Here is a 19,266-nt window from a genome sequence, read left to right on the forward strand (position 1 = left end):
TTTCCTCCTACGCATCTTATATTTTCGTACTATATTCACTTTAACATATTACTACATAGTAAGATATAAGTAAAATCAATATTTATTATAATTGATATAATTTAATATTATATCATTCTCTTCATGCATTACTTATATTTTAACACAATTTTGTATCCTATACAAGGTTTCAAGTTAATAATTGCTTCCAACCATTCACTAAAATCCCATTATATTCAATAATTGATTGGAAGCAATTGAAATTGGTTCCGTATGATTATAAATTAAGCAAAAATGCCTTTTGGGTATGTTTTTTGTAAATTCAAGTTCAAAAAGTCCTCCATTTTTAATCTGTTCCTCAGCGAAGCCTTTCATCACACATCCGATACCCAGATTCCGAAAAGCAAACTGGACAATCATGTCACTGGTTGCCAGTTCAAATTCTGGCTTTAGCACCACATCATTTTCCAGCAGAAAGTTATCCAAATACCTTCTTGTACTGCTGTTTTCCTCCAGACAGATTACTGGCAATTCCTCCAGTATTTTTAAGTCAAGCTTTTTCCCTTTTAAATGCTGAAACAAACTTCCAGCTACAAAGGTATCTTCTATTTCCCTTACCTTTACTTTTTTAACAGAAGACTTTACACTGAATGGTTCACTGACCACACCAAAATCTATTTTTCCACTGTACAAGTTTTCTAATGTTTCAGGTGTAGTTGCATTGGTAACCTTCACTTTAATATCTGGATATAGCTTGTGAAATTTTTCCAAGAAAGGCAGCAGGTAGAATTGCAATGTCATGTCGCTTGCTCCGATGTGAATTTCACCTTTATCCAAATCTCTCATTTTCTTTATTTTGTCTTCACCCATCAGAAACTGCTCTATTCCGCTTTTCACATACTCCGACAAAACCATTCCTTCCGGTGTCAGCTTTACTCCCTTAGAGGTTCTGAAAAAAAGCTGGCATGCTAATTCACTTTCCAGCATTTTAATGGTCTGACTTATTGCCGGCTGTGAAATACATAACTTTTCTGCTGCTTTACTAAAGCTTTTATATTTTCCGACATAATAAAATACCTTGTAATATTCCAAACTACTAATCATATTATTTCATTCCTTTTTATATTTACTCGCCTCTGATATGAATTATGTGTCATCTGATATGGAAAAGTCAATATGTGCGTAAATAAATTTGAAACCTTATTTTTCTAATACATATAATAAATCATGAAAAATTATTTTGTTCCTAAAGGAGAGAACTATGGTTATATATGTGGTAAAACCGGGCGATACCATTACATCCATTGCCCAGGCATATAATGTTACTGCTGAACAACTGATAACGGATAACGAGTTAACAGATCCCACTAATCTAGTAGTGGGGCAGACAATCGTAATTTTAAATACGGCAGAGGGGATTCCTGCTGATTCGTTTGGGGAAATGTCAATTAATGGATATGCATATCCGTTTATTGACCGGGAAGTCCTGACTAAAACATTACCTTATTTAACATACTTAACATTGTTTACCTATGGTTTTACTGAGCAGGGTGAGCTGATTCCTATCGAGGATCAGGAAATTATCAATCTGGCCCGTCAAAACGGTGTTGCCCCTATTATGTTAATTTCCACTTTAACAGAGGAAGGTATTTTCAACAATCAGCTTGCTAATACGCTTCTGAATAATGAACAGATACAAGACACCTTAATTAATAATATTCTAGCTAATATGAAGGCTAAAAATTATTATGGTCTGGATATTGATTTTGAATATATTCTGCCTGGAGACCGGGAAGCTTTTGCTGCTTTTGTTACTAAGGTACGGGAGCGGCTAAATGCAGAGGGTTATATCGTCATTACTGCTCTTGCACCAAAAACGTCAGGTGCTCAGCCTGGTCTTTTGTATGAAAGCCATGATTATCCTGCTATTGGTGAAGCTACGAACTATGCTCTGCTGATGACTTATGAATGGGGATATACATAGGCTCATGGATGATATTGGTCATAGGCTGATTGGTCTTTTCCAGATTTATCAAATATTCTTTTTGGTCAAGTCCAAGGACATACCCTGTCAGTTTTCCACTGGAGCCAATCACCCTGTGGCATGGTACTACAATCAGTAAGGGGTTCTTGTTGTTAGCGCCACCTACTGCCCTTGCCCCTTTGGGATTCCCTATTTTGGCTGCAATATCCTGATAGGATCTTGTTTCTCCATAAGGGATGTCCAATAGGGCTTTCCAGACTTTCTTTTGAAATTCTGTTCCGTTTAGTTCGTATGGAAAGTCAAAGGTCTTTCTTTTTCCTTCTAGGTATTCGCTTAATTGTTGAAATGCCTGTTCTGAGAGGGCGGAATGGTTTGCTTCTTTGATTTCAACGGCATCTGTTACCAAGTTGATTGCTGTGACTGCTGTTTCGTTATAGTTAATTTTTATTTTTCCAAGTTTTGACAGGTAGATGGCAAAATGGGTGTTGTCGTTCATTTGGTTGGTTTCCTTTCGTTAACTCATTTTTACAATACATCTGAATATTGGTTTAGTATCTGTCGTAAATTCCCATATAGTTTTTATACCAGACATTTCATATGTGATTTTTGTTGTGCTATCATTTATTATCCCTAAGATCAGGTGCTATTTTAATGTCAATAAACCATTAAAACAATAAAATCTATGCTAGTGAAAAAGTTGAGTTACTTAATATTTGACAGATGTGCAATCTGTCTTTTTGTGAGACAACACTTTTAATTCTCAGTCACTAATAAAGGGATTTTACACTCAATCTATAATTCTAATTTCTAATTAACAGTTTAGGATAGAATATTTAAATGATTCAATCTGATTTGGCGAGCAAATGCTTCTCTAAATGCCATTATATACTTAATTGTATAAAAACCACAAATAGGTATTATTATTGTAAATTGTTGAATACAACTCTTCTCCCACAAAACTCTGGTTAATTGATTCTGAAATAGATTTTAGCAAATTATAATCTCGAATACTATCCGTGGGTTGCATTTATAATAGGTACTACTTGAGATATCAAGTTCATTACCTAGATAGAAGTCGTAATAATTTAGGATTTTTTTCCGATATTTCACAATACAGTTTTAGTTCACGTAAAATTGACATACGGATGTTTTTGCATATATCATCTGGAATACTACAAAAAAGGTTTCCACTTATCATTGCCGCAAGACAACGAGGGCAAAGCCTTTGAACGGAACAATAGATACATGCATTCGAAGAGATGTTTTTGTATGAATCAAGCAAAGTCTTTATTCCCTCTAAGTTGAATCCGTTCTGTATATTGCCCAAGTTAATTGTAGAATTTGTTCTCTCGCAGATATTAAACTGTCCTGTTGCATCTATAAACAGTTTAGCACCAAAAGGTTGACAAGTTCGTTCAATAGGTACACAATCATATACAGCAGTCATGCTCCTGTTGTGAATCGTCATTAGCGAATCGGAAAAATGAGAATGACAAAATTCGTCACCGCTATTAATATACAAGTCAACAAGTGCTTCAAAAGCAACATTATCACGTTGGATATCAGCTCGCAGGATGGAATCTATTTTTTCATTGCCATATCTCTTCATAATAAACGAAGTTGTTGCGGGTGTATGCAATGAATGAGATATGTAGAAATTTCTTGCATCAACCATTTCAGCAAAAGAATCTACGTTACAAAGGAATTTGATTTGATTGTTATAGACATCTGGAAAGTTATCACGAGCAAAGGAAATATGGTTTAATATTATTTTCAAACTTCCTCGAGAATCAGGAAAATGCCTATATTTGTCATGATTGGTTCCGTTTAAAGTTATGTACAGATTGAATGTAGGTTCTGTGTGGAGCCATGATAAAAAGTCGGGCGTTATTAAAGTTCCGTTTGTAGAAGCACTAAAACTAAGTGGTTTTGAACCGAAAATACTCTTGGCATATTCCACTAATGTTTTAATAGTATCCTGCCTTAATAGTGGCTCTCCTCCGAAAAAAAAGATTGTTGCTTTATCGGCTTCCCTGTTATGCGAATGGAAAAATTCTATAGCTTTCATTGCCGTATCAATTTTCATTGCCGTAGCGTTATGAGTTCTGTAATTCTCGTAGTTTCCTGAATATACACAATAATCACATCGCAAATTGCACTCTTGTTCAAGTTCCAAAACCAAAGCTGGTATTTTGCCACCCAGCATTTTTATGTATTCCGAGAAAGAATTTATCCATATAGCTTCCTTTATTTTGTTTTCAGAGATAACACCACATCTAGTCAAATAATTAGTTATTGCAAAGCTATCTCTCTTTGTAAGTGGTTGTATGAAATCTCCACTTATGCTTATAATCTTATTTGAAATTGCATCATAAGCATACGTGGATTTTTCTGTGCAAATATATTCAACTAAAGTTTTCACACCGATATCCTCCTTTAGCGCTATGAAACTACATATCCGCCATTTACACAAGCATTCGTTACTGAAGATATGTGTGATGACGATAAACAGCTTGCACCACCTGTGAATGAAATGGTATCAGCGTGATTTATGCTTGGATTAATTTCATATCCAACAGCAAACTCTTGTGTTAAACTTGCTTTTGCATTCATAAATTCGTCCATGCTCAAAAAACCATCATGATCCTTATCGGCTGCATTAAAGTTAAAATTCAACGGCATACTTGAAAACAGATGATTGCACTCATCAACGCTCAGGTAACCATCCCCATTGGCATCAAATGAGGTAAAGTCAGTGGAGATGGGAAGATTTGACGTTGCATTCATGAACTCCGAAAGACTAATCACGCCATCTCCATTCGTATCCAATGCATTAAAATCGAAATTTGTTGGCAAATTAGATACTGTGTTCATAAATTCATCGAAACTTTTAAAAGTATCCCCATTAGCACCCGCAAACTTAAAAAATGAATCAAACATTGTAATTCCTCCTCATTAAGAATTGAATCTATCTAAAATTCTTTTTGCTTCCATTCCGGTTAAAACTACGGTTATTACGCCAACTGTCGCTAAAACGATGGGATTGGCTTGTGTAGCTAACCCTATTACAGTAAACGTAACTCCTGCAATTACACCTAACACAGTTGCTATTTCAGTGAAATCGGATTTTTTTGTAAATATATCAGATTTCTCACGAATTATGTCATTGTATGAGAGGGTAGTGTTATCGTTTTTTTTTGCCTCTTTCATATACGGAGCTTTATTATCCTTTTTTCGAGCATATTCCCTTGGATTATACCTTTCCGACAAAAAATCCTTATTCTCGATTGGAGCATTATACTGCTCAAGAATATCATCAAGTGATGACTCCTTTTTCTTTTTTGGTGGTTCATATAAATGCATTTTCTTCGGTAAGCGTTGGGCTGTTCTCTTTAAGGAATAATTGTCAGCAGGTTCAGGTTGATTTTGAAGAGGTCTGACTTGAACTTCTGGAGGTAAGATTGAACTTGCATTTCTGCAAGTAACAATATCAAATCTACTCTCAGAAATCAATTTTGGTATAGTGATATTTGAACAGAATGCAATTCGCTCCCCACGCAACGCTTTGGATAGCACATAGGCTACTGTCGCATCACAGTCCTCAGGAATATCTTCCAGTAACAGTTTTCCACTCCGATTAGATAACTGCGTGTCAAAATTAGCGATGCGTCCTGCATCAGGAAGATCTATTTCCTCATACTCAACTTTTTTTGAACCAAAGACGTTTTCTGTTTCAGTTGTTTCTTCCCAGCGCGTTTTTATGTGTTTAAGGTAGATATTCAAAAACACTTCGTTTGGTATATCAAAAAGATTGGGTCTGCTGGCTACGGGGAATACTACGCCAACAAATCCATAGGCTAAACGGCCATTCTCGTGATCGACCCTGTTGAATTCAGGTTCTTTATTGCACAGCTTAAATAATTCCTGAAATATAATAGATATTCCAGAAACAACAAATTTTCCGTTTCCGTAAACGACTCTTCTTCCACTTGTTCCAGCTAATTCAAAAAACCTTGTGCTATCTAATACCAATGAATGCACATCCTGTGCATCCGTTTCAGAAAAATCAACTGGTAACACTAATAGACCTTTACGAAAATCGACATATTTTGTTCTCGCATGAATGATTGGCGCATAATTTAATTTCATGGTGGTACCTCCTTCTTGAGAAAACGACTTATATATTCTAAGTTATTTTCCTAATTCACAAAAGATATCTCTAAAATAGGGTTTGAACTTTTCTTCTTTCCCATTAATGTATATTTTCTTTTTGTCAGGAAATAACTCAAGAAGTTTATAAGCATCCTCTGACCACTTGTCGGATACACCAGCAAGCTCTTTTATGTTATTCTCCGCTGCGGATATTTTTGCAGAATTCCACCATCTGCTAATTATATCTCGTGACTTATTTACAAATTCTTTGTTGTCTGTTCTACTAATTTTCAGTGCCTTAAGGTATTTCAGTAAAATCACAAGAACAGCAAACGCTATAGGTTGTTCAATGCAATACGGATCAGGTGCTGCCCCATGATCGATGCCCTCACCAAAAGATACGCTTGAAACCATTACCAATGGGTTGCCCTCGAAAACACCCTTAAGCGATTCTCTTAAAACTTTCTCCACTGCAGCTTGATAATCAAAATTGATCTTGTCGCATTTAGTAACTACAATACAGATAGGTGGAATAACTATACCCTCTGCTGAAAGCCGAGTGAGCGCCTTTGTTTCCTTTCTTAGACCACTATCAAACTCCAGCTTTTGGGTCAGCTTTGCCTCATAATCAGCCTCGCTCGTTGCGTCAATAGCAAATAGGTCCCCATCAAGCACAAGAATCAAACAAGCCGCTTCGCGAATACTCGTGTTCAACTTCTCACGGGAGGGATGATTTGGATCGGCTAAAATTCCACCAGGATAATCTAACCAGTCAAAGTCACATACTGGTTTATAATTATGTGCTAGATGGAACGAAAATATCTCGTCTTTATCGCTCGGCAATGGAAAGTTTCCTGAACAAATTCCATCCCAAAGATTCTCTAGAAACAAATCTAAGTCAGGGTCTTTTGTCACCAGAGAAAAGTTTTTTCGACCTGCACTCATAATTGTGTACATACCCGCAAGATATGTAGTTTTACCAGAATTTTTAAATCCGATAACAGTTACATTGTTTTTCATAAATATTACCTCCCAAAATGTTATTTGCTATAGTTCAATTAATCTACGCCCGCCCGAAGTATTAGTTGATAACATCGCATCCTTACGAGAATCCCATGGAAGCCTAATGACATAATTTTTCACGTATTCAGACAATCTTTCCATTGGCTCTTCGATAGACTCATATAAATCAATCTTTTCCATCGCCATTCTCCGATACTTCTCAGCAAGTTCGCCATTTGTTTCAACTCCAGATAAACGGCTTACGGTCCAATCAAGTATACCCCTATGCTTGTTATAGTTCATACATGTTTCTGCATATTGTTTTGCTTCCACTATTGCTGTAAGGTATGATATTTTCATTCCACTGTCAAGCATATCCAATAATGGAAGTTCAACATTATAAAACCCTCTGTTAGTACAAGATACAGGCACTATCCGAGCGTAAATATTTTTATTCTCATCTGTACTTGAAATGAATTGACTCAAAGGCTGGTATAATTGTTCCAGTGAACTACCATTTGGTACCATATCCGCTTTGGTTATAACAACAATCACAGAAAATAGACCACTTTCAATTTCAGTAAGCTTATTCGTAATCAATCCCAATATTCTTCTGAATTGATGTACTGAATTATTGTTTTCTAGCAAGGAAATCGCATCTAAAAACAAAATAATACCATCTGCTGACCCTATGTCCTCTGTCAATTTACTGACGTTCGATTCCAAAATGACACCACCATAATAGTCAATCCATTCAAAATCAAGTATCTTTTTTTGATGATGGTATAATTCAAATTGGTAATTATTGCGTTTATCAGAGAGTTCGGGGTATTGTCCCTGTTTTATCGTTTCAAAAACCTTTTTAAACCACATATTAGATGACGTGTCAGTTTTAAGATAAAATCCATTCTGACCATTTTCAAGTATCCCAAAAGAACTGGCCATATATGTTGTCTTACCAGATTCTTTGTTCCCAATCATTAAAATTTTCATATGTTACCACACTCCTTACAATTCAATATAGCGGTGCTCTGATTTCCTATCAAGGACAGTATGAGTATTTGGCCTAATCATTGTTTGCGGAATATCATCAGCATACGTGTCCAAAATATTCTGTAATTTTAGCACTAGATTTTTGTAACAATGTTGTTTTTTGCTTGTAGCTAAATATGTGGAGCTTAATTCTCCCCAATAATCTTTATCATCTGAAGAAAAATATTTAACTATCAATCCAGAGTCATCAATCATACTCTGTAAAAACTTATCTACAGAGTCTTTGGAACGTAAAGATACCCAAGCTGTCAAAGACTCGTCTAATAAAGCTAACGTCTCGTCATCTGACATATGTAGTAAGACCGATTTAGTAAACTCTAATTGTGTTTTGTGTGTTGTATATCGCTTGGTATCACATAGTTTCTCTGAATTCCAAACCGTCTTTGCCATTTCACAATAAGTAGCTCTGAATGCGTCAGCAAGTTCTGGGATACCCATCACGGGATACTGATAATTTTCTTTAAATTCTAATTCACGTTGGGCAACTGCAGGAAAAAGTGGAGCTTTATCGTATTGAATCAAATTATACGCATCGTAAGAATATCCAATGATGAACTTTATGTAAGCTAACAACTTGAAAGTAATATTATCATAATAATCTGCATCTGGAACGCCGTTCAGAAGTTTTCTTTCATATGGTATCGAAAACACACTTTGATGTTTACTTTTTAGCGATGAAGCTCCAAATCCCCAAATTGTGAACGAGACTCTGATTTCGCGGGGAAGTATGTTTGCATCAACAATTAACACAGGAATTTCATTTAGCATAAATTTAATGTTTTCTTCCATGGCTCCTCCATGGAAATTACTTTTATAGGCTTCATGATAAAATATAACATTTTGAGAATCAAAATCATTTGCATATATGTCTATAAAATCACGAATTCCTTGTTCCACTGTTGGAAAAACAATATTGTTAAAAAGCGGATCAGCTGTGTGGCTGAAAAGAACACGCAACATAATGGTATTGTCTTGTAACATTTGCGCGGCACGTACTACTTGAGGTGGATTGACCAAAGGCCATTTCTCAATTAATGCTCTATATTCAGCTTGTTCGCAGAATATTTGAAAATTATATTTAACCTCTTCCAACCGAAGCATGTGATTTCTCAACACTAGTGATTCCTGTAGTTCAGCATTTCGCATGTGCATCTCAAGCTGAAAATCTTGTCTATTTTTTTCCATACTCAAAGTAAACTCCTGTTGCTCTGATGCAAGTTTCTCTTGTAATTGCCGATTTTTCTTTGCAACATAAACTTGGGTAGCACTAATTGCTAACGCTGGAACTACGCTCATCACAGACTGAGATACTTTTCCTGCCTTTGCTGCCGTATTTAAAGTTGCTGCTGTTGCTGCGGTAATAACTGGCATACGATTTCCCCTCTCATTAACCACACTTTTTTATTCATATGGCTATTATTAATATCCAACTTGTTAAACAGCTTGTAATTTATATATTTTATCATATTTAGAAAAAAATTCAATTTACTATTTAAAATTTTTGTATTTTTATCCACAGTATCCTAATTCTATTCGTATTGTAATATACAACAAATAGAAACCATGCAAGCAGTGTAACACTATTTATTTTCGTAAATGAATTTTGCAAATCTACAGATATTCCAGAATATTATTTTTAATATATTTTGATACTCCTCTGGATTTTATAGATTAGGCTTTTCTATTCCTTTTTTATTTCGGTATATTTATTTTGATATAATTGTTGAAACTCATTTATAATTGCTCTTGAAACAGTTCTACTATTCTGACTTTTGGTAACTTTTCCAATCTGAATAATCCCTTCCTTTATCGTCATAGTATCCTTCTGGAGCAGCACACAACCATAGCCCGCAGAATTTCTTGCACCAATTCCCGCGTCTAGTGCTATCTGAATTAACTCCTGAGAACCCTCCATACAAAAAGTTCCATTCCATCCTTTTACAATAAAATTTTTATACTTCGTTATACTTTCCTTCAAGTCCCTCTGAACCGCTCGAATAGAAAATTCAGTATTATCTGGTTTTTCCCCATGAAATGCCTCATATTTGTGAATTAAATTCTTCTTGATTAGTTCAGAAAAATCATGCTCCATCGGAGCATAATAATAGGTCTTTTTCTTTCCTTGAAAGTCAGCCAGTGTAGAAGCCATGGTAACAGGTGATACTGTTTTAACAAGACAGCTGACCAGTTCCCCTTGTTGGGTCTGGGGTACCTTCTCCTGCTCCATCATAATCTTAGATACATAAAGCTGGTTCCCAATTATGTCAAGCGGCTTGTCATTAATAATATTCTGCACTAAATAATTCAAATAGCTTCTATCGTATGAGGAAACATAAAAATGAATTTCCTCCTGAAAAGTAATCCTTTTTGTATCCTTGTTTAACTGAAACTTGCCGAATATTTTTGAAAAGGTATACAGCTTATATGACCGTTTTTCTTTGCTATACCCCTCCTGATGCAAGAAAGTCTGATAAGTCTCCTCATTGATCCAATTTAATAAAGCCGCCTGCATAATATGATTATATTGAATCGGCAAAATCAGCGGTTTTTCCAATTTAAAATAAAATACGTACTTCACTTATGGCCTCCTATTATACTGTAAATTTCATTTTATTATAACATAATAATTCCAGTTTTACCACTTTTTTTCATTTTCTATTTTGCTAAACCGTACATTTGTATAAATCTCTTTTATTTCATTTATGATACTATTTATTTCACTTTCACTCTTTCCTATCAAATAATCATCGTGAATTACAATATGAGTTGGTCCATCGTAATACTCCTTGATAATTGACATAATTTCACCTCCTAGCATAATTGACTATATACTGTCTGATTTTATTTTGAAACAGTCGTAAATTATCTTTTATCCTAATATGATATTACTATATGAAAAATAGAGGTCCTATTATGATTTATTGTATTTATCTTAGGAAAAGCCGTGCCGATCAGGATGCCGAAATCCGAGGGGAAGGGGAAACACTGGCACGACATGAAACCGCTCTTTTGACGCTGGCAGAAAGTCTAAATTTACCTATTGGAAAAATATACAAAGAAATTGTTTCTGGTGAAACCATTGCTGCCCGCCCTGTCATGCAGCAACTCCTTCACGAAGTGGAGCAAAACATTTGGTCTGGGGTATTGGTTATGGAAGTAGAACGGCTTGCCCGTGGAAATACATTGGATCAAGGAATTGTAGCACAGGCATTTCAAATCAGCGGCACGAAAATTATTACCCCGCTAAAGACCTTCGATCCTCTTAATGAATTTGACGAAGAATACTTTGAATTTGGGCTTTATATGTCCAGACGGGAATATAAAACAATAAACAGAAGAATTCAGCGGGGACGTATTGCTTCAGCAAAAGAAGGCAGATATATCGCTTCTGTCCCACCGTTTGGATATGATAAAGTAAAAATAGATCAAGCAAAAGGCTATACCCTATTGCCAAATGAAAATGCCCCTATTGTCCAATTAATTTTTAATTTGTATACGAAAGGTACCCTGACAGACGGAATATCCACACCTCTAGGTTCTAATCAGATTGCCCACTATCTGGATCGCCTTGGAGTGAAACCACCCCTATCCAAACAGTGGAGTACTGCAAGTATTCGGGATATCTTAAAAAATCCTGTTTATATCGGAAAAATCAGATGGCAGTATCGAAAAGAGCATCGCCAGATTCTACAAGGCACAATCACAAAAATCCGCCAGAAGTCCGACGATTATATTCTTGTAAATGGCTTGCATAAGGCAATTATTAATGACCAGACATATGATAAGGCGCAGGCACGTTTAAAAAGAAATACAAAAGCATGTGTAAAGGCAAATTTGACACTGAAAAATCCTTTTAGTGGTATTCTTTATTGTAAAAAATGCGGTTCTCCTATGATACGGCTTGGACCAAACAAGCGAAACAGTTATTCCTCTGTTAAATGTCCTAATCCCCGCTGTGATAACATTTCTTCACCCATTTTCTTAGTGGAGCAGAAGGTCATACTTGCCTTGCAGTACTGGCTGGAAGGCTACCGCTTAACTCTTCAAGAAACATCTGCTTCTAATACCGTACTAAGCCTTGCCAATGTTATTGACACATCTATAGAAAAATTAGACTGTGAAATTTTTACTTTACAAAAACAACAGCAAAATACTTATAGTCTTTTGGAACAGGGTATTTACACAGCAGATTTATTTTTAGAACGACAAGTTAAACTGAAAAATGAAATAAAGGTTTTAAAAGACAAGAAGGCTGTTCTTTTACTAGAAAAGGATAAGACTGACTCTGTTCTGGATGCGAAAACAAATTTCAACCCAGAAACCCTTTCTATTATAGATATCTATAACACGTTAGAAGGGGCAGCAGAAAAAAATGCTCTCTTAAAGCTGCTTCTGGTACGTATTGAATATGTAAAAACACAGCGGAATAAAAAGGGGCAGCTAGAAAATCCTAATTTTGAAATCGAACTCTACCCTGCCATTCCCCATAAACTATAATTGATTTACTTAGAAAGATACCTTTATCCTGAATGGAGATATACATTTGGCCCTCCTATGGCAGTTGCACCTTTGAATCAGGTAAAAAAGGTGTTGGATTATGCCGTAACGGCAATTCCTCCAGAAAAAATCTTTATGGGAATGCCAAACTACGCCTACGACTGGACTTTGCCTTTTGTCCGGGGTACAAGTGCCGCACAGTCACTGGGAAATGTAGCTGCCGTTGATCTGGCAAGACAATACAATACTACCATACAGTATGATGATGTTTCCCAAGCACCTTATTTTTACTACACAGATTCAAATGAGGCACAGCATGTTGTATGGTTTGATGATGCCAGAAGTATACTAGCCAAACTTACAACAGCCTCTGAGTACAATTTACATGGTGTCAGTTACTGGAATATCATGAAATTTTTCCCACAAAATTGGCTTGTAGCCAATCAGATATTTTCTATAAGAAAAGTTCTTTAGAAAAACCGGACCGCCATACTTATCTTTTCGTATGGCAGTCCTGCTTAAATGATTTACACAAAACGTGAAACTTCTCATTTATACATTAATTTCGGCTTTAATTCCTAAAAGTTCTTTATTAGCTTCTAGAATTGGTGCAATTACCTGTTCTACAAATTCCTCAACCTGCTGCTCAGAGCGGCCTGTATACTTAGAAGGATCCATTGTCTGCTTTAATTCTTCCAGCGTCATATTAAACGCTTTATCCTCTGCAATCAGTTCCAGTAAATTATTGTCTAAGCCCTTTTCCTTTACATTGCGGCCCGCTTCCATTGATAATGTACGGATTTTTTCATGCAGTTCCTGTCTGTCTCCGCCTGCCTTTACCGCATCCATCATAATATTTTCTGTTGCCATAAATGGAAGTTCTGACATAAGACGTTTTTCAATTACCTTTGGATATACTACTAATCCATCTACTACATTTAAGTACAAATCTAAAATACCGTCAATTGCCAAAAATGCCTCTGGTACACTTAAACGTTTATTTGCGGAATCATCCAGTGTTCGTTCAAACCACTGTGTAGCAGAAGTAATTTGCGGATTTAGCGCATCCACCATAACGTATCTGGATAAAGAAGCAATTCGTTCACTTCTCATTGGATTACGCTTATATGCCATAGCAGAAGATCCAATTTGATTTTTCTCAAATGGCTCTTCTACTTCCTTTAAATGCTGTAATAAACGAATGTCATTGGAAAACTTATGAGCACTTGCTGCAATTCCTGCTAATACATTAACAACTCTTGTATCTACCTTTCTGGAATAGGTTTGTCCAGAAACAGCAAAACAAGAAGCAAATCCCATTTTTTCAGCAATCAGCTGATCCAGCTTTCTGATTTTTGTATGATCTCCGTCAAATAGCTCCAGGAAACTAGCCTGAGTCCCTGTCGTTCCCTTAGAACCAAGAAGCTTCATGTTTTCCATTAAGAACTCTAAATCTTCCAGATCCAACACCAGCTCTTGCAACCAAAGGGATGCTCTCTTTCCAACTGTAGTTGGCTGTGCTGGCTGAAAATGTGTAAACGCCAGAGTAGGTAATGCTTTATATTCCATTGCAAATTTACTTAAAACGTCAATTACATTCACTAATTTTTTCTTTACAAGCTTTAATGCTTCGCTCATTACAATAATATCGGTATTATCTCCTACGTAGCAAGAGGTAGCACCAAGGTGAATGATTCCCTTCGCCTTTGGGCACTGCACCCCATACGCATATACGTGGGACATAACGTCATGGCGGACTAATTTTTCTCTTTCCTTGGCAACATCATAATTAATATCCTCAGCATGTTCTTTTAATTCTTCAATCTGCTCCGCTGTAATATTTAAACCCAGCTCATGCTCTGCTTCTGCAAGTGCAATCCAAAGCTTTCTCCAAGTTTTAAATTTCATGTCTGGTGAAAAAATGTACTGCATCTCCTTACTGGCATAACGCTCGGATAGTGGACTAATATATTTATCTGTACTCATAATACCCTCCTATTTATCATAATCTCCTCGTATATCATCCTGTGGTGGATCTACGGGATATCTGCCCGAAAAGCAGGCATCACAATATCCACTGTCACCTGCAATCAGTTCGCTTAGTCTCTCTCCGTCCAAATAGCCAAGAGAATCTGCACCAAGCATTTTGCATATTTCTTCAACGGTATTGTTATGGGCAATCAATTGATCACAGGATGGCACATCCGTACCAAAATAGCAAGGATTTAGAAATGGCGGAGAACTAATTCTCACATGAACCTCTTTTGCACCTGCTGTTTTCAACATTCTTACGATTCGTTCACTTGTTGTTCCACGTACAATGGAATCGTCAATCATAACAACTCTCTTGCCATTTACAACTTCCTTCAGTACATTCAGCTTTATTTTTACGGAAGACTCTCTTACTGACTGCTTTGGCTTGATAAACGTTCTGCCCACATAGCTGTTTTTAATAAATCCCATTCCGTAAGGAATTCCTGATTCCAGTGAAAATCCCATGGCAGCTACATTTCCCGAGTCCGGAACCCCTACTACAATATCTGCTTCACAAGGATGCATTTGTGCAAGAATTTTACCTGCCATAATTCTGGAATTATAGACACTTACTCCATCCAAATAACTGTCTGGTCTTGCAAAATAGATATATTCAAAAATACATCTTGCTGGCTTTTGTATGCAAAGGCTTGTATCCGATTCTATTCCATCTGCTCCTATTGTTACAATTTCACCTGGCTGTACATCTCGGACAAATTCCGCACTTACAGCGTCCAGCGCACAAGTTTCTGATGCCAGCACATAGGCATTATCTCTTTTCCCAATAACCAGCGGACGAAATCCAAATGGATCTCTTGCGCCAATTAATTTACGTGGACTCATTACAATTAAGGAGTACGCACCTTTAATTTTCATCATGGCATTCTTAACGGCTGACTCTACATTAGGAGTATTCAAACGTTCTCTTGCAATATGATATGCAATTACCTCTGAATCAATTGTTGTTTGAAAGATTGCTCCTGTATAAGATAACTCATTTTTTAACTCAGGAGCATTGGTTAAATTACCATTATGTGCAAGGGCTAATGTTCCCTTTACATAATTTAATACAAGAGGCTGTGTATTCTCTACTGAACTGGCACCTGCAGTGGAATATCTTACATGTCCCACACCAATATTTCCATGAAGATTACTTAGATTATCTGGATTAAATACTTCATTAACAAGTCCCATTCCCTTACAAGACTTTACAACTCCCTTTGGACCATTGGTATCACTTACGGCTATACCACAGCTTTCCTGTCCTCTATGTTGTAATGCAAACAAACCATAATAAATGGAGGATGCAACCTCTCCTCCAGCTAAATCATAAATACCAAAAACTCCACACTCTTCATGAAGTTCGTCCGATATAAATTCACTAACTACGTTGTCCATGATTACTCCTCTCTAACAAAATTTGTTGTCCTTGTGGTAAGAAAAGAACAGACGTCACAATTCGTAACGCCGGTTCTTTGTTATTGTATCATTTATAAAATGCCAATTCTCTTTGCAACTTCATTGTATGCATCCTCAACACCGCCCAAATCTCTTCTGAAACGATCCTTGTCAAGTTTTTCATGTGTTTTCTTATCCCAGAAACGGCAAGTATCTGGTGAAATTTCATCTGCAAGTATGATTTCACCTTTGCAACGGCCAAATTCTACTTTAAAATCAATTAAATCGATTCCACATTCATCAAAGAAGCGAAGTAAAACCTCATTTATTTTAAATACTAATTCTGTAATTCTATCTATTTCTTCTCTGGTAGCAGCTCCAATTGCGATAGCATAATAATCATTAATCATTGGATCTCCAAGAGCATCGTCTTTGTAAGAAAACTCCAATGTTGGACAAAGTAACTTTGTTCCTTCTTCAATGCCTAATTTTTTAGAAAAACTGCCAGCTGCAACATTACGAATGATTACTTCTAATGGAACAATCTCCACCTGCTTAACCGCTGTTTCACGATCGCTAAGTTCCTCAACAAAATGAGTTGGCACGCCTTCCTTCTCTAACATCTGGAAAATGTAATTTGTCATTTTATTATTGATAACACCTTTTCCAGTAATAGTGCCTTTTTTCTCACCATTAAATGCTGTTGCATCATCCTTATAGTCTACGATATAAACATCTTCTACATCTGTTTTAAATACTTTCTTTGCTTTTCCTTCATACAGCATATCCAATTTGTTCATTTCTGCCACCAATCCTTTTCTATCAAAGTAAATTGTTCCATATTTTAATACGATCATTTTTCTCTGGAAATCAGCAGACCAATTTCCTATTTTTATTATAATGAAACAAAAGAGATAAGCAATAGTTTTTTCTCTTTTTCCCTAGTATTTTTTTGAAAAAATCCAAATATTATTCACAAAATAAGCATAGGTTTTATAATCTATTTCTTCTACTTATAAATAAGATTGGTATCGGATAAAATCAATCCTCTCTTAATTTTCAATTCCAAGATACGTAAAACCGATTTGTCAATATTTTTTTCACTTATTTTACCATCTTCTACTGCCTTTTGGACACCCTCATAGGCTTCTTCAAAATTATCTGGCATTAGAACCATATCCGCACCTGCTTCAATTGCTTTTACTGCTGCTTCCTCTGAAGTGAATGCCTCGGTAATGGCTTTCATATCCATGGCATCTGTAATAATAATTCCTTCAAACCCTAACTCCTCTCTTAGTATCGTCTTCATTACCAGGGAAGACACAGAAGCTGGCGTAGTGTTACCAGCCACACGGCTGATGGAGATATGGGAAACCATAATAAAATCTACCCCTGCCTTTATCCCAGCTTTAAACGGTACAAAATCAATTGAACGAAGCCGTGCCAAATCATTATCAATATTAACCGATGCTTTATGGGTATCACCCTCTGCATCTCCATGCCCTGGAAAATGCTTTAGTGTTGCACTGACTCCTGCATTTTGCAGTCCTTTTACTACTTCTTTTACCATAGAAGCAACTAAATCCTCATCACTTCCAAAGGAACGGTTTCCGATTTCAGTATTGCTTTCGTTGGTTCTGACATCAGCAACTGGTGCAAAATCCAGATTAAATCCTAATTCTTTTATTTTCGTACCAATTGTATTACCAATCTCATAGGCATACTCTGTATCCTTCGTTTGTCCTACCTCTTCCATGGATGGAAATTGAGTCATCTTCATATTGTCGTTATTGGCAAGGCGCGCTACCTCTCCTCCTTCTTCGTCTACCGAAATAAACAAAGGAAATTTAGACGCCTCTTGAAGTTCTTGATTTAATGTCAATATCTGTTCTCTTGTCTCGATGTTTCTGGAAAAATAAATCACGCCGCCGACACTATATTTTTCTAGACTTTCTTTCATATTATCTGTAAATACTCTGTGTTCATAAAAGGTTCCCTGGCTGGAATCAATTGCTTCCAAATTGACGAGAAACAGCTGACCTATTTTTTCCTCCAAAGTCATGTTGGAAAGTATTTTCTCTGCCAAACCTGCTATTTCAAATGCATCTGTAATAACCTTTCCCTCTTCTTCCACAGTTTCTTCTGTCTCAGCTGGCTGCCCTGAAGGGCTCTGACTTACTTCGCCAGGCACCACCTCGGTCTCCTTACATCCTGTCAATAAAAACAACAACCCCAATAATACTAGTATTCTTTTCATCATGTATCCCTTCCTATCCTTCTTTCTTCCCTTCTGTATCATACTCTTAACATTAGTTGTATTATCAGCCATTTCCTTTTAGATGTCAACCATCTTTTCCAATCGGATATTTTATGCTATAATAGGAATTAAGACTGATAAGGAGGACCTATGAGAGAAAATTTACGAAAACTTCTTCAAGAAAAAGTTTATTCTTTTACTTATGTTCTTGAAATTATTATTGCCTTGTTTATTATTATTGCAATTGCCTTGTCCATAATCCATGTTCCGCAGGAAATCGGCACTCTATGGAATAATCTAGATGATACTTATGCTTTTAGTAATTTTCTAAAACTGGTTTTTGATATTGTCATTGGTATTGAGTTCATTAAAATGCTTTGCCGCCATGATTTGAATTCCGTTATTGAAGTTCTTCTCTTTGCTACAGCTAGACAAATGATTGTGGAACACATGTCAATGACTAACGGATTGATTGGGGTACTGGCAATTGGTCTTCTCTTTGCCATACGGAAATATTTGTATATTGAAAAAGATTCCACTAATAAGAAGAAAGAATGAGAAAAAAGGGGCTGTCGCACTAAGTAATTAATGCGCAGCTCCTTTTCGCTACAAGAAAGTGTATGCAATAATTTTAAACAAAAAAAGCATGCTTATTGTAACAATTAACAAAATTATTGAAGTAATAATAGTTGCTTGATTATTAGGTTCCAAAAAGATAAAACTTCCACTTATTGTACCAAAAACGAGTACAAAAATAATTCTTAAAAACACTCTTGGCGTACTTACTATCATTTCTTTTCTTGTCATTTCTTTTGTTGTCATATCTACCTCCTGGTATAACTAATCTAAAGAATAAATATATGTATTTTGTACCTTATCAAGTTGCTCAAAATAACCGTTGATCTCATTG

The 19,266-nt window shown here is 36.1% G+C and carries 19 protein-coding genes; 4 read left to right on the plus strand and 15 right to left on the minus strand.

Annotated features, from left to right (window positions below):
- Positions 1 to 198: 198 nt before the first annotated feature.
- Positions 199 to 1,083: a LysR family transcriptional regulator gene (locus BM305_RS12425; protein ID WP_092561296.1), complete on the minus strand. Its 885-nt coding sequence runs from the start codon at positions 1,081 to 1,083 to the stop codon at positions 199 to 201.
- Positions 1,084 to 1,240: 157 nt separating this feature from the next.
- On the opposite strand from BM305_RS12425, the gene BM305_RS12430 reads away from it, so the two are divergent.
- A complete protein-coding gene (locus BM305_RS12430) occupies positions 1,241 to 1,963 on the plus strand; it encodes a LysM peptidoglycan-binding domain-containing protein (RefSeq protein WP_092561298.1) in 723 nt (240 codons plus the stop codon).
- Here the strand turns inward: BM305_RS12430 and BM305_RS12435 are convergent.
- From BM305_RS12435 to BM305_RS19165, 9 genes are all read right to left on the minus strand, one after another.
- Positions 1,917 to 2,459: a methylated-DNA--[protein]-cysteine S-methyltransferase gene (locus BM305_RS12435; RefSeq protein WP_092561300.1), complete on the minus strand. Its 543-nt coding sequence runs from the start codon at positions 2,457 to 2,459 to the stop codon at positions 1,917 to 1,919. The genes BM305_RS12430 and BM305_RS12435 overlap by 47 nt on opposite strands.
- 564 nt (positions 2,460 to 3,023) lie before the next feature.
- On the minus strand, positions 3,024 to 4,385 hold the full coding sequence (locus BM305_RS12440; RefSeq protein WP_092561302.1) for a radical SAM protein: 1,362 nt from the start codon (positions 4,383 to 4,385) through the stop codon (positions 3,024 to 3,026).
- 20 nt (positions 4,386 to 4,405) lie between these two features.
- On the minus strand, positions 4,406 to 4,903 hold the full coding sequence (locus tag BM305_RS12445) for an EF-hand domain-containing protein (RefSeq protein ID WP_092561304.1): 498 nt from the start codon (positions 4,901 to 4,903) through the stop codon (positions 4,406 to 4,408).
- Positions 4,904 to 4,918: 15 nt separating this feature from the next.
- Positions 4,919 to 6,112 (minus strand): hypothetical protein, encoded by a 1,194-nt coding sequence (locus BM305_RS12450; protein WP_092561306.1) that lies wholly within the window; start codon positions 6,110 to 6,112, stop codon positions 4,919 to 4,921.
- A gap of 42 nt (positions 6,113 to 6,154) precedes the next feature.
- The gene (locus tag BM305_RS12455) at positions 6,155 to 7,135 is read right to left on the minus strand and encodes a hypothetical protein (RefSeq protein WP_092561307.1); all 981 of its coding nucleotides are present in this window, start codon (positions 7,133 to 7,135) and stop codon (positions 6,155 to 6,157) included.
- A gap of 27 nt (positions 7,136 to 7,162) precedes the next feature.
- Positions 7,163 to 8,110, minus strand: a complete 948-nt coding sequence (locus BM305_RS12460; RefSeq protein WP_092561309.1) for a hypothetical protein — start codon at positions 8,108 to 8,110, stop codon at positions 7,163 to 7,165.
- Positions 8,111 to 8,125: 15 nt separating this feature from the next.
- A complete protein-coding gene (locus BM305_RS12465; protein ID WP_092561311.1) occupies positions 8,126 to 9,541 on the minus strand; it encodes a hypothetical protein in 1,416 nt (471 codons plus the stop codon).
- Positions 9,542 to 9,851: 310 nt separating this feature from the next.
- Positions 9,852 to 10,748, minus strand: coding sequence for a CRISPR-associated endoribonuclease Cas6 (cas6, locus tag BM305_RS12470; protein WP_092561313.1), 897 nt, complete (start codon positions 10,746 to 10,748; stop codon positions 9,852 to 9,854).
- Between the two features lie 57 nt (positions 10,749 to 10,805).
- Positions 10,806 to 10,970, minus strand: a complete 165-nt coding sequence (locus BM305_RS19165; protein WP_177214715.1) for a hypothetical protein — start codon at positions 10,968 to 10,970, stop codon at positions 10,806 to 10,808.
- A 113-nt stretch (positions 10,971 to 11,083) separates the two neighbouring features.
- On the opposite strand from BM305_RS19165, the gene BM305_RS12475 reads away from it, so the two are divergent.
- Both BM305_RS12475 and BM305_RS12480 read left to right on the plus strand, forming a co-directional pair.
- The gene (locus BM305_RS12475) at positions 11,084 to 12,667 is read left to right on the plus strand and encodes a recombinase family protein (RefSeq protein WP_177214716.1); all 1,584 of its coding nucleotides are present in this window, start codon (positions 11,084 to 11,086) and stop codon (positions 12,665 to 12,667) included.
- Positions 12,668 to 12,724: 57 nt separating this feature from the next.
- On the plus strand, positions 12,725 to 13,141 hold the full coding sequence (locus BM305_RS12480; RefSeq protein WP_092561317.1) for a glycosyl hydrolase family 18 protein: 417 nt from the start codon (positions 12,725 to 12,727) through the stop codon (positions 13,139 to 13,141).
- Positions 13,142 to 13,219: 78 nt separating this feature from the next.
- Here BM305_RS12480 and purB read toward each other — a convergent pair whose 3' ends face one another.
- The 4 genes from purB to nagZ form a co-directional block, all read right to left on the minus strand.
- Positions 13,220 to 14,653 (minus strand): adenylosuccinate lyase, encoded by a 1,434-nt coding sequence (purB, locus tag BM305_RS12485; protein WP_092561319.1) that lies wholly within the window; start codon positions 14,651 to 14,653, stop codon positions 13,220 to 13,222.
- Positions 14,654 to 14,662: 9 nt separating this feature from the next.
- A complete protein-coding gene (gene purF / locus BM305_RS12490; RefSeq protein ID WP_092561321.1) occupies positions 14,663 to 16,099 on the minus strand; it encodes an amidophosphoribosyltransferase in 1,437 nt (478 codons plus the stop codon).
- A gap of 92 nt (positions 16,100 to 16,191) precedes the next feature.
- Positions 16,192 to 16,899, minus strand: a complete 708-nt coding sequence (gene purC, locus BM305_RS12495) for a phosphoribosylaminoimidazolesuccinocarboxamide synthase (RefSeq protein WP_092561386.1) — start codon at positions 16,897 to 16,899, stop codon at positions 16,192 to 16,194.
- 209 nt (positions 16,900 to 17,108) lie between these two features.
- Positions 17,109 to 18,428 carry a beta-N-acetylhexosaminidase gene (gene nagZ, locus BM305_RS12500; protein WP_092561323.1) on the minus strand — a complete coding sequence of 440 codons (1,320 nt, stop codon included), beginning with the start codon at positions 18,426 to 18,428 and terminating at the stop codon, positions 17,109 to 17,111.
- Positions 18,429 to 18,506: 78 nt separating this feature from the next.
- Here nagZ and BM305_RS12505 point away from each other — a divergent pair, with 78 nt between their 5' ends.
- Positions 18,507 to 18,914 (plus strand): hypothetical protein, encoded by a 408-nt coding sequence (locus tag BM305_RS12505; RefSeq protein WP_092561325.1) that lies wholly within the window; start codon positions 18,507 to 18,509, stop codon positions 18,912 to 18,914.
- 48 nt (positions 18,915 to 18,962) lie between these two features.
- Here BM305_RS12505 and BM305_RS12510 read toward each other — a convergent pair whose 3' ends face one another.
- A complete protein-coding gene (locus BM305_RS12510) occupies positions 18,963 to 19,178 on the minus strand; it encodes a hypothetical protein (protein WP_092561327.1) in 216 nt (71 codons plus the stop codon).
- Positions 19,179 to 19,266 lie beyond the last annotated feature (88 nt).

Source organism: Anaeromicropila populeti (assembly GCF_900112775.1).
In the GTDB taxonomy this organism is placed as follows: Bacteria; Bacillota; Clostridia; order Lachnospirales; family Lachnospiraceae; genus Anaeromicropila_A; species Anaeromicropila_A populeti.

Coding starts and splice junctions, on each gene's coding strand:
- BM305_RS12450 (WP_092561306.1), bottom strand. CDS start 6,112: ATGAAATTAAATTATGCGCCAATCATTCATGCGAGAACAAAATATGTC.
- BM305_RS12460 (WP_092561309.1), bottom strand. CDS start 8,110: ATGAAAATTTTAATGATTGGGAACAAAGAATCTGGTAAGACAACATAT.
- BM305_RS19165 (WP_177214715.1), bottom strand. CDS start 10,970: ATGTCAATTATCAAGGAGTATTACGATGGACCAACTCATATTGTAATT.
- BM305_RS12505 (WP_092561325.1), top strand. CDS start 18,507: ATGAGAGAAAATTTACGAAAACTTCTTCAAGAAAAAGTTTATTCTTTT.
- BM305_RS12430 (WP_092561298.1), top strand. CDS start 1,241: ATGGTTATATATGTGGTAAAACCGGGCGATACCATTACATCCATTGCC.
- purB (WP_092561319.1), bottom strand. CDS start 14,653: ATGAGTACAGATAAATATATTAGTCCACTATCCGAGCGTTATGCCAGT.
- purC (WP_092561386.1), bottom strand. CDS start 16,899: ATGAACAAATTGGATATGCTGTATGAAGGAAAAGCAAAGAAAGTATTT.
- BM305_RS12425 (WP_092561296.1), bottom strand. CDS start 1,083: ATGATTAGTAGTTTGGAATATTACAAGGTATTTTATTATGTCGGAAAA.
- BM305_RS12510 (WP_092561327.1), bottom strand. CDS start 19,178: ATGACAACAAAAGAAATGACAAGAAAAGAAATGATAGTAAGTACGCCA.
- nagZ (WP_092561323.1), bottom strand. CDS start 18,428: ATGGCTGATAATACAACTAATGTTAAGAGTATGATACAGAAGGGAAGA.
- BM305_RS12435 (WP_092561300.1), bottom strand. CDS start 2,459: ATGAACGACAACACCCATTTTGCCATCTACCTGTCAAAACTTGGAAAA.
- BM305_RS12465 (WP_092561311.1), bottom strand. CDS start 9,541: ATGCCAGTTATTACCGCAGCAACAGCAGCAACTTTAAATACGGCAGCA.
- BM305_RS12480 (WP_092561317.1), top strand. CDS start 12,725: ATGGCAGTTGCACCTTTGAATCAGGTAAAAAAGGTGTTGGATTATGCC.
- BM305_RS12445 (WP_092561304.1), bottom strand. CDS start 4,903: ATGTTTGATTCATTTTTTAAGTTTGCGGGTGCTAATGGGGATACTTTT.
- BM305_RS12475 (WP_177214716.1), top strand. CDS start 11,084: ATGATTTATTGTATTTATCTTAGGAAAAGCCGTGCCGATCAGGATGCC.
- purF (WP_092561321.1), bottom strand. CDS start 16,099: ATGGACAACGTAGTTAGTGAATTTATATCGGACGAACTTCATGAAGAG.
- BM305_RS12455 (WP_092561307.1), bottom strand. CDS start 7,135: ATGAAAAACAATGTAACTGTTATCGGATTTAAAAATTCTGGTAAAACT.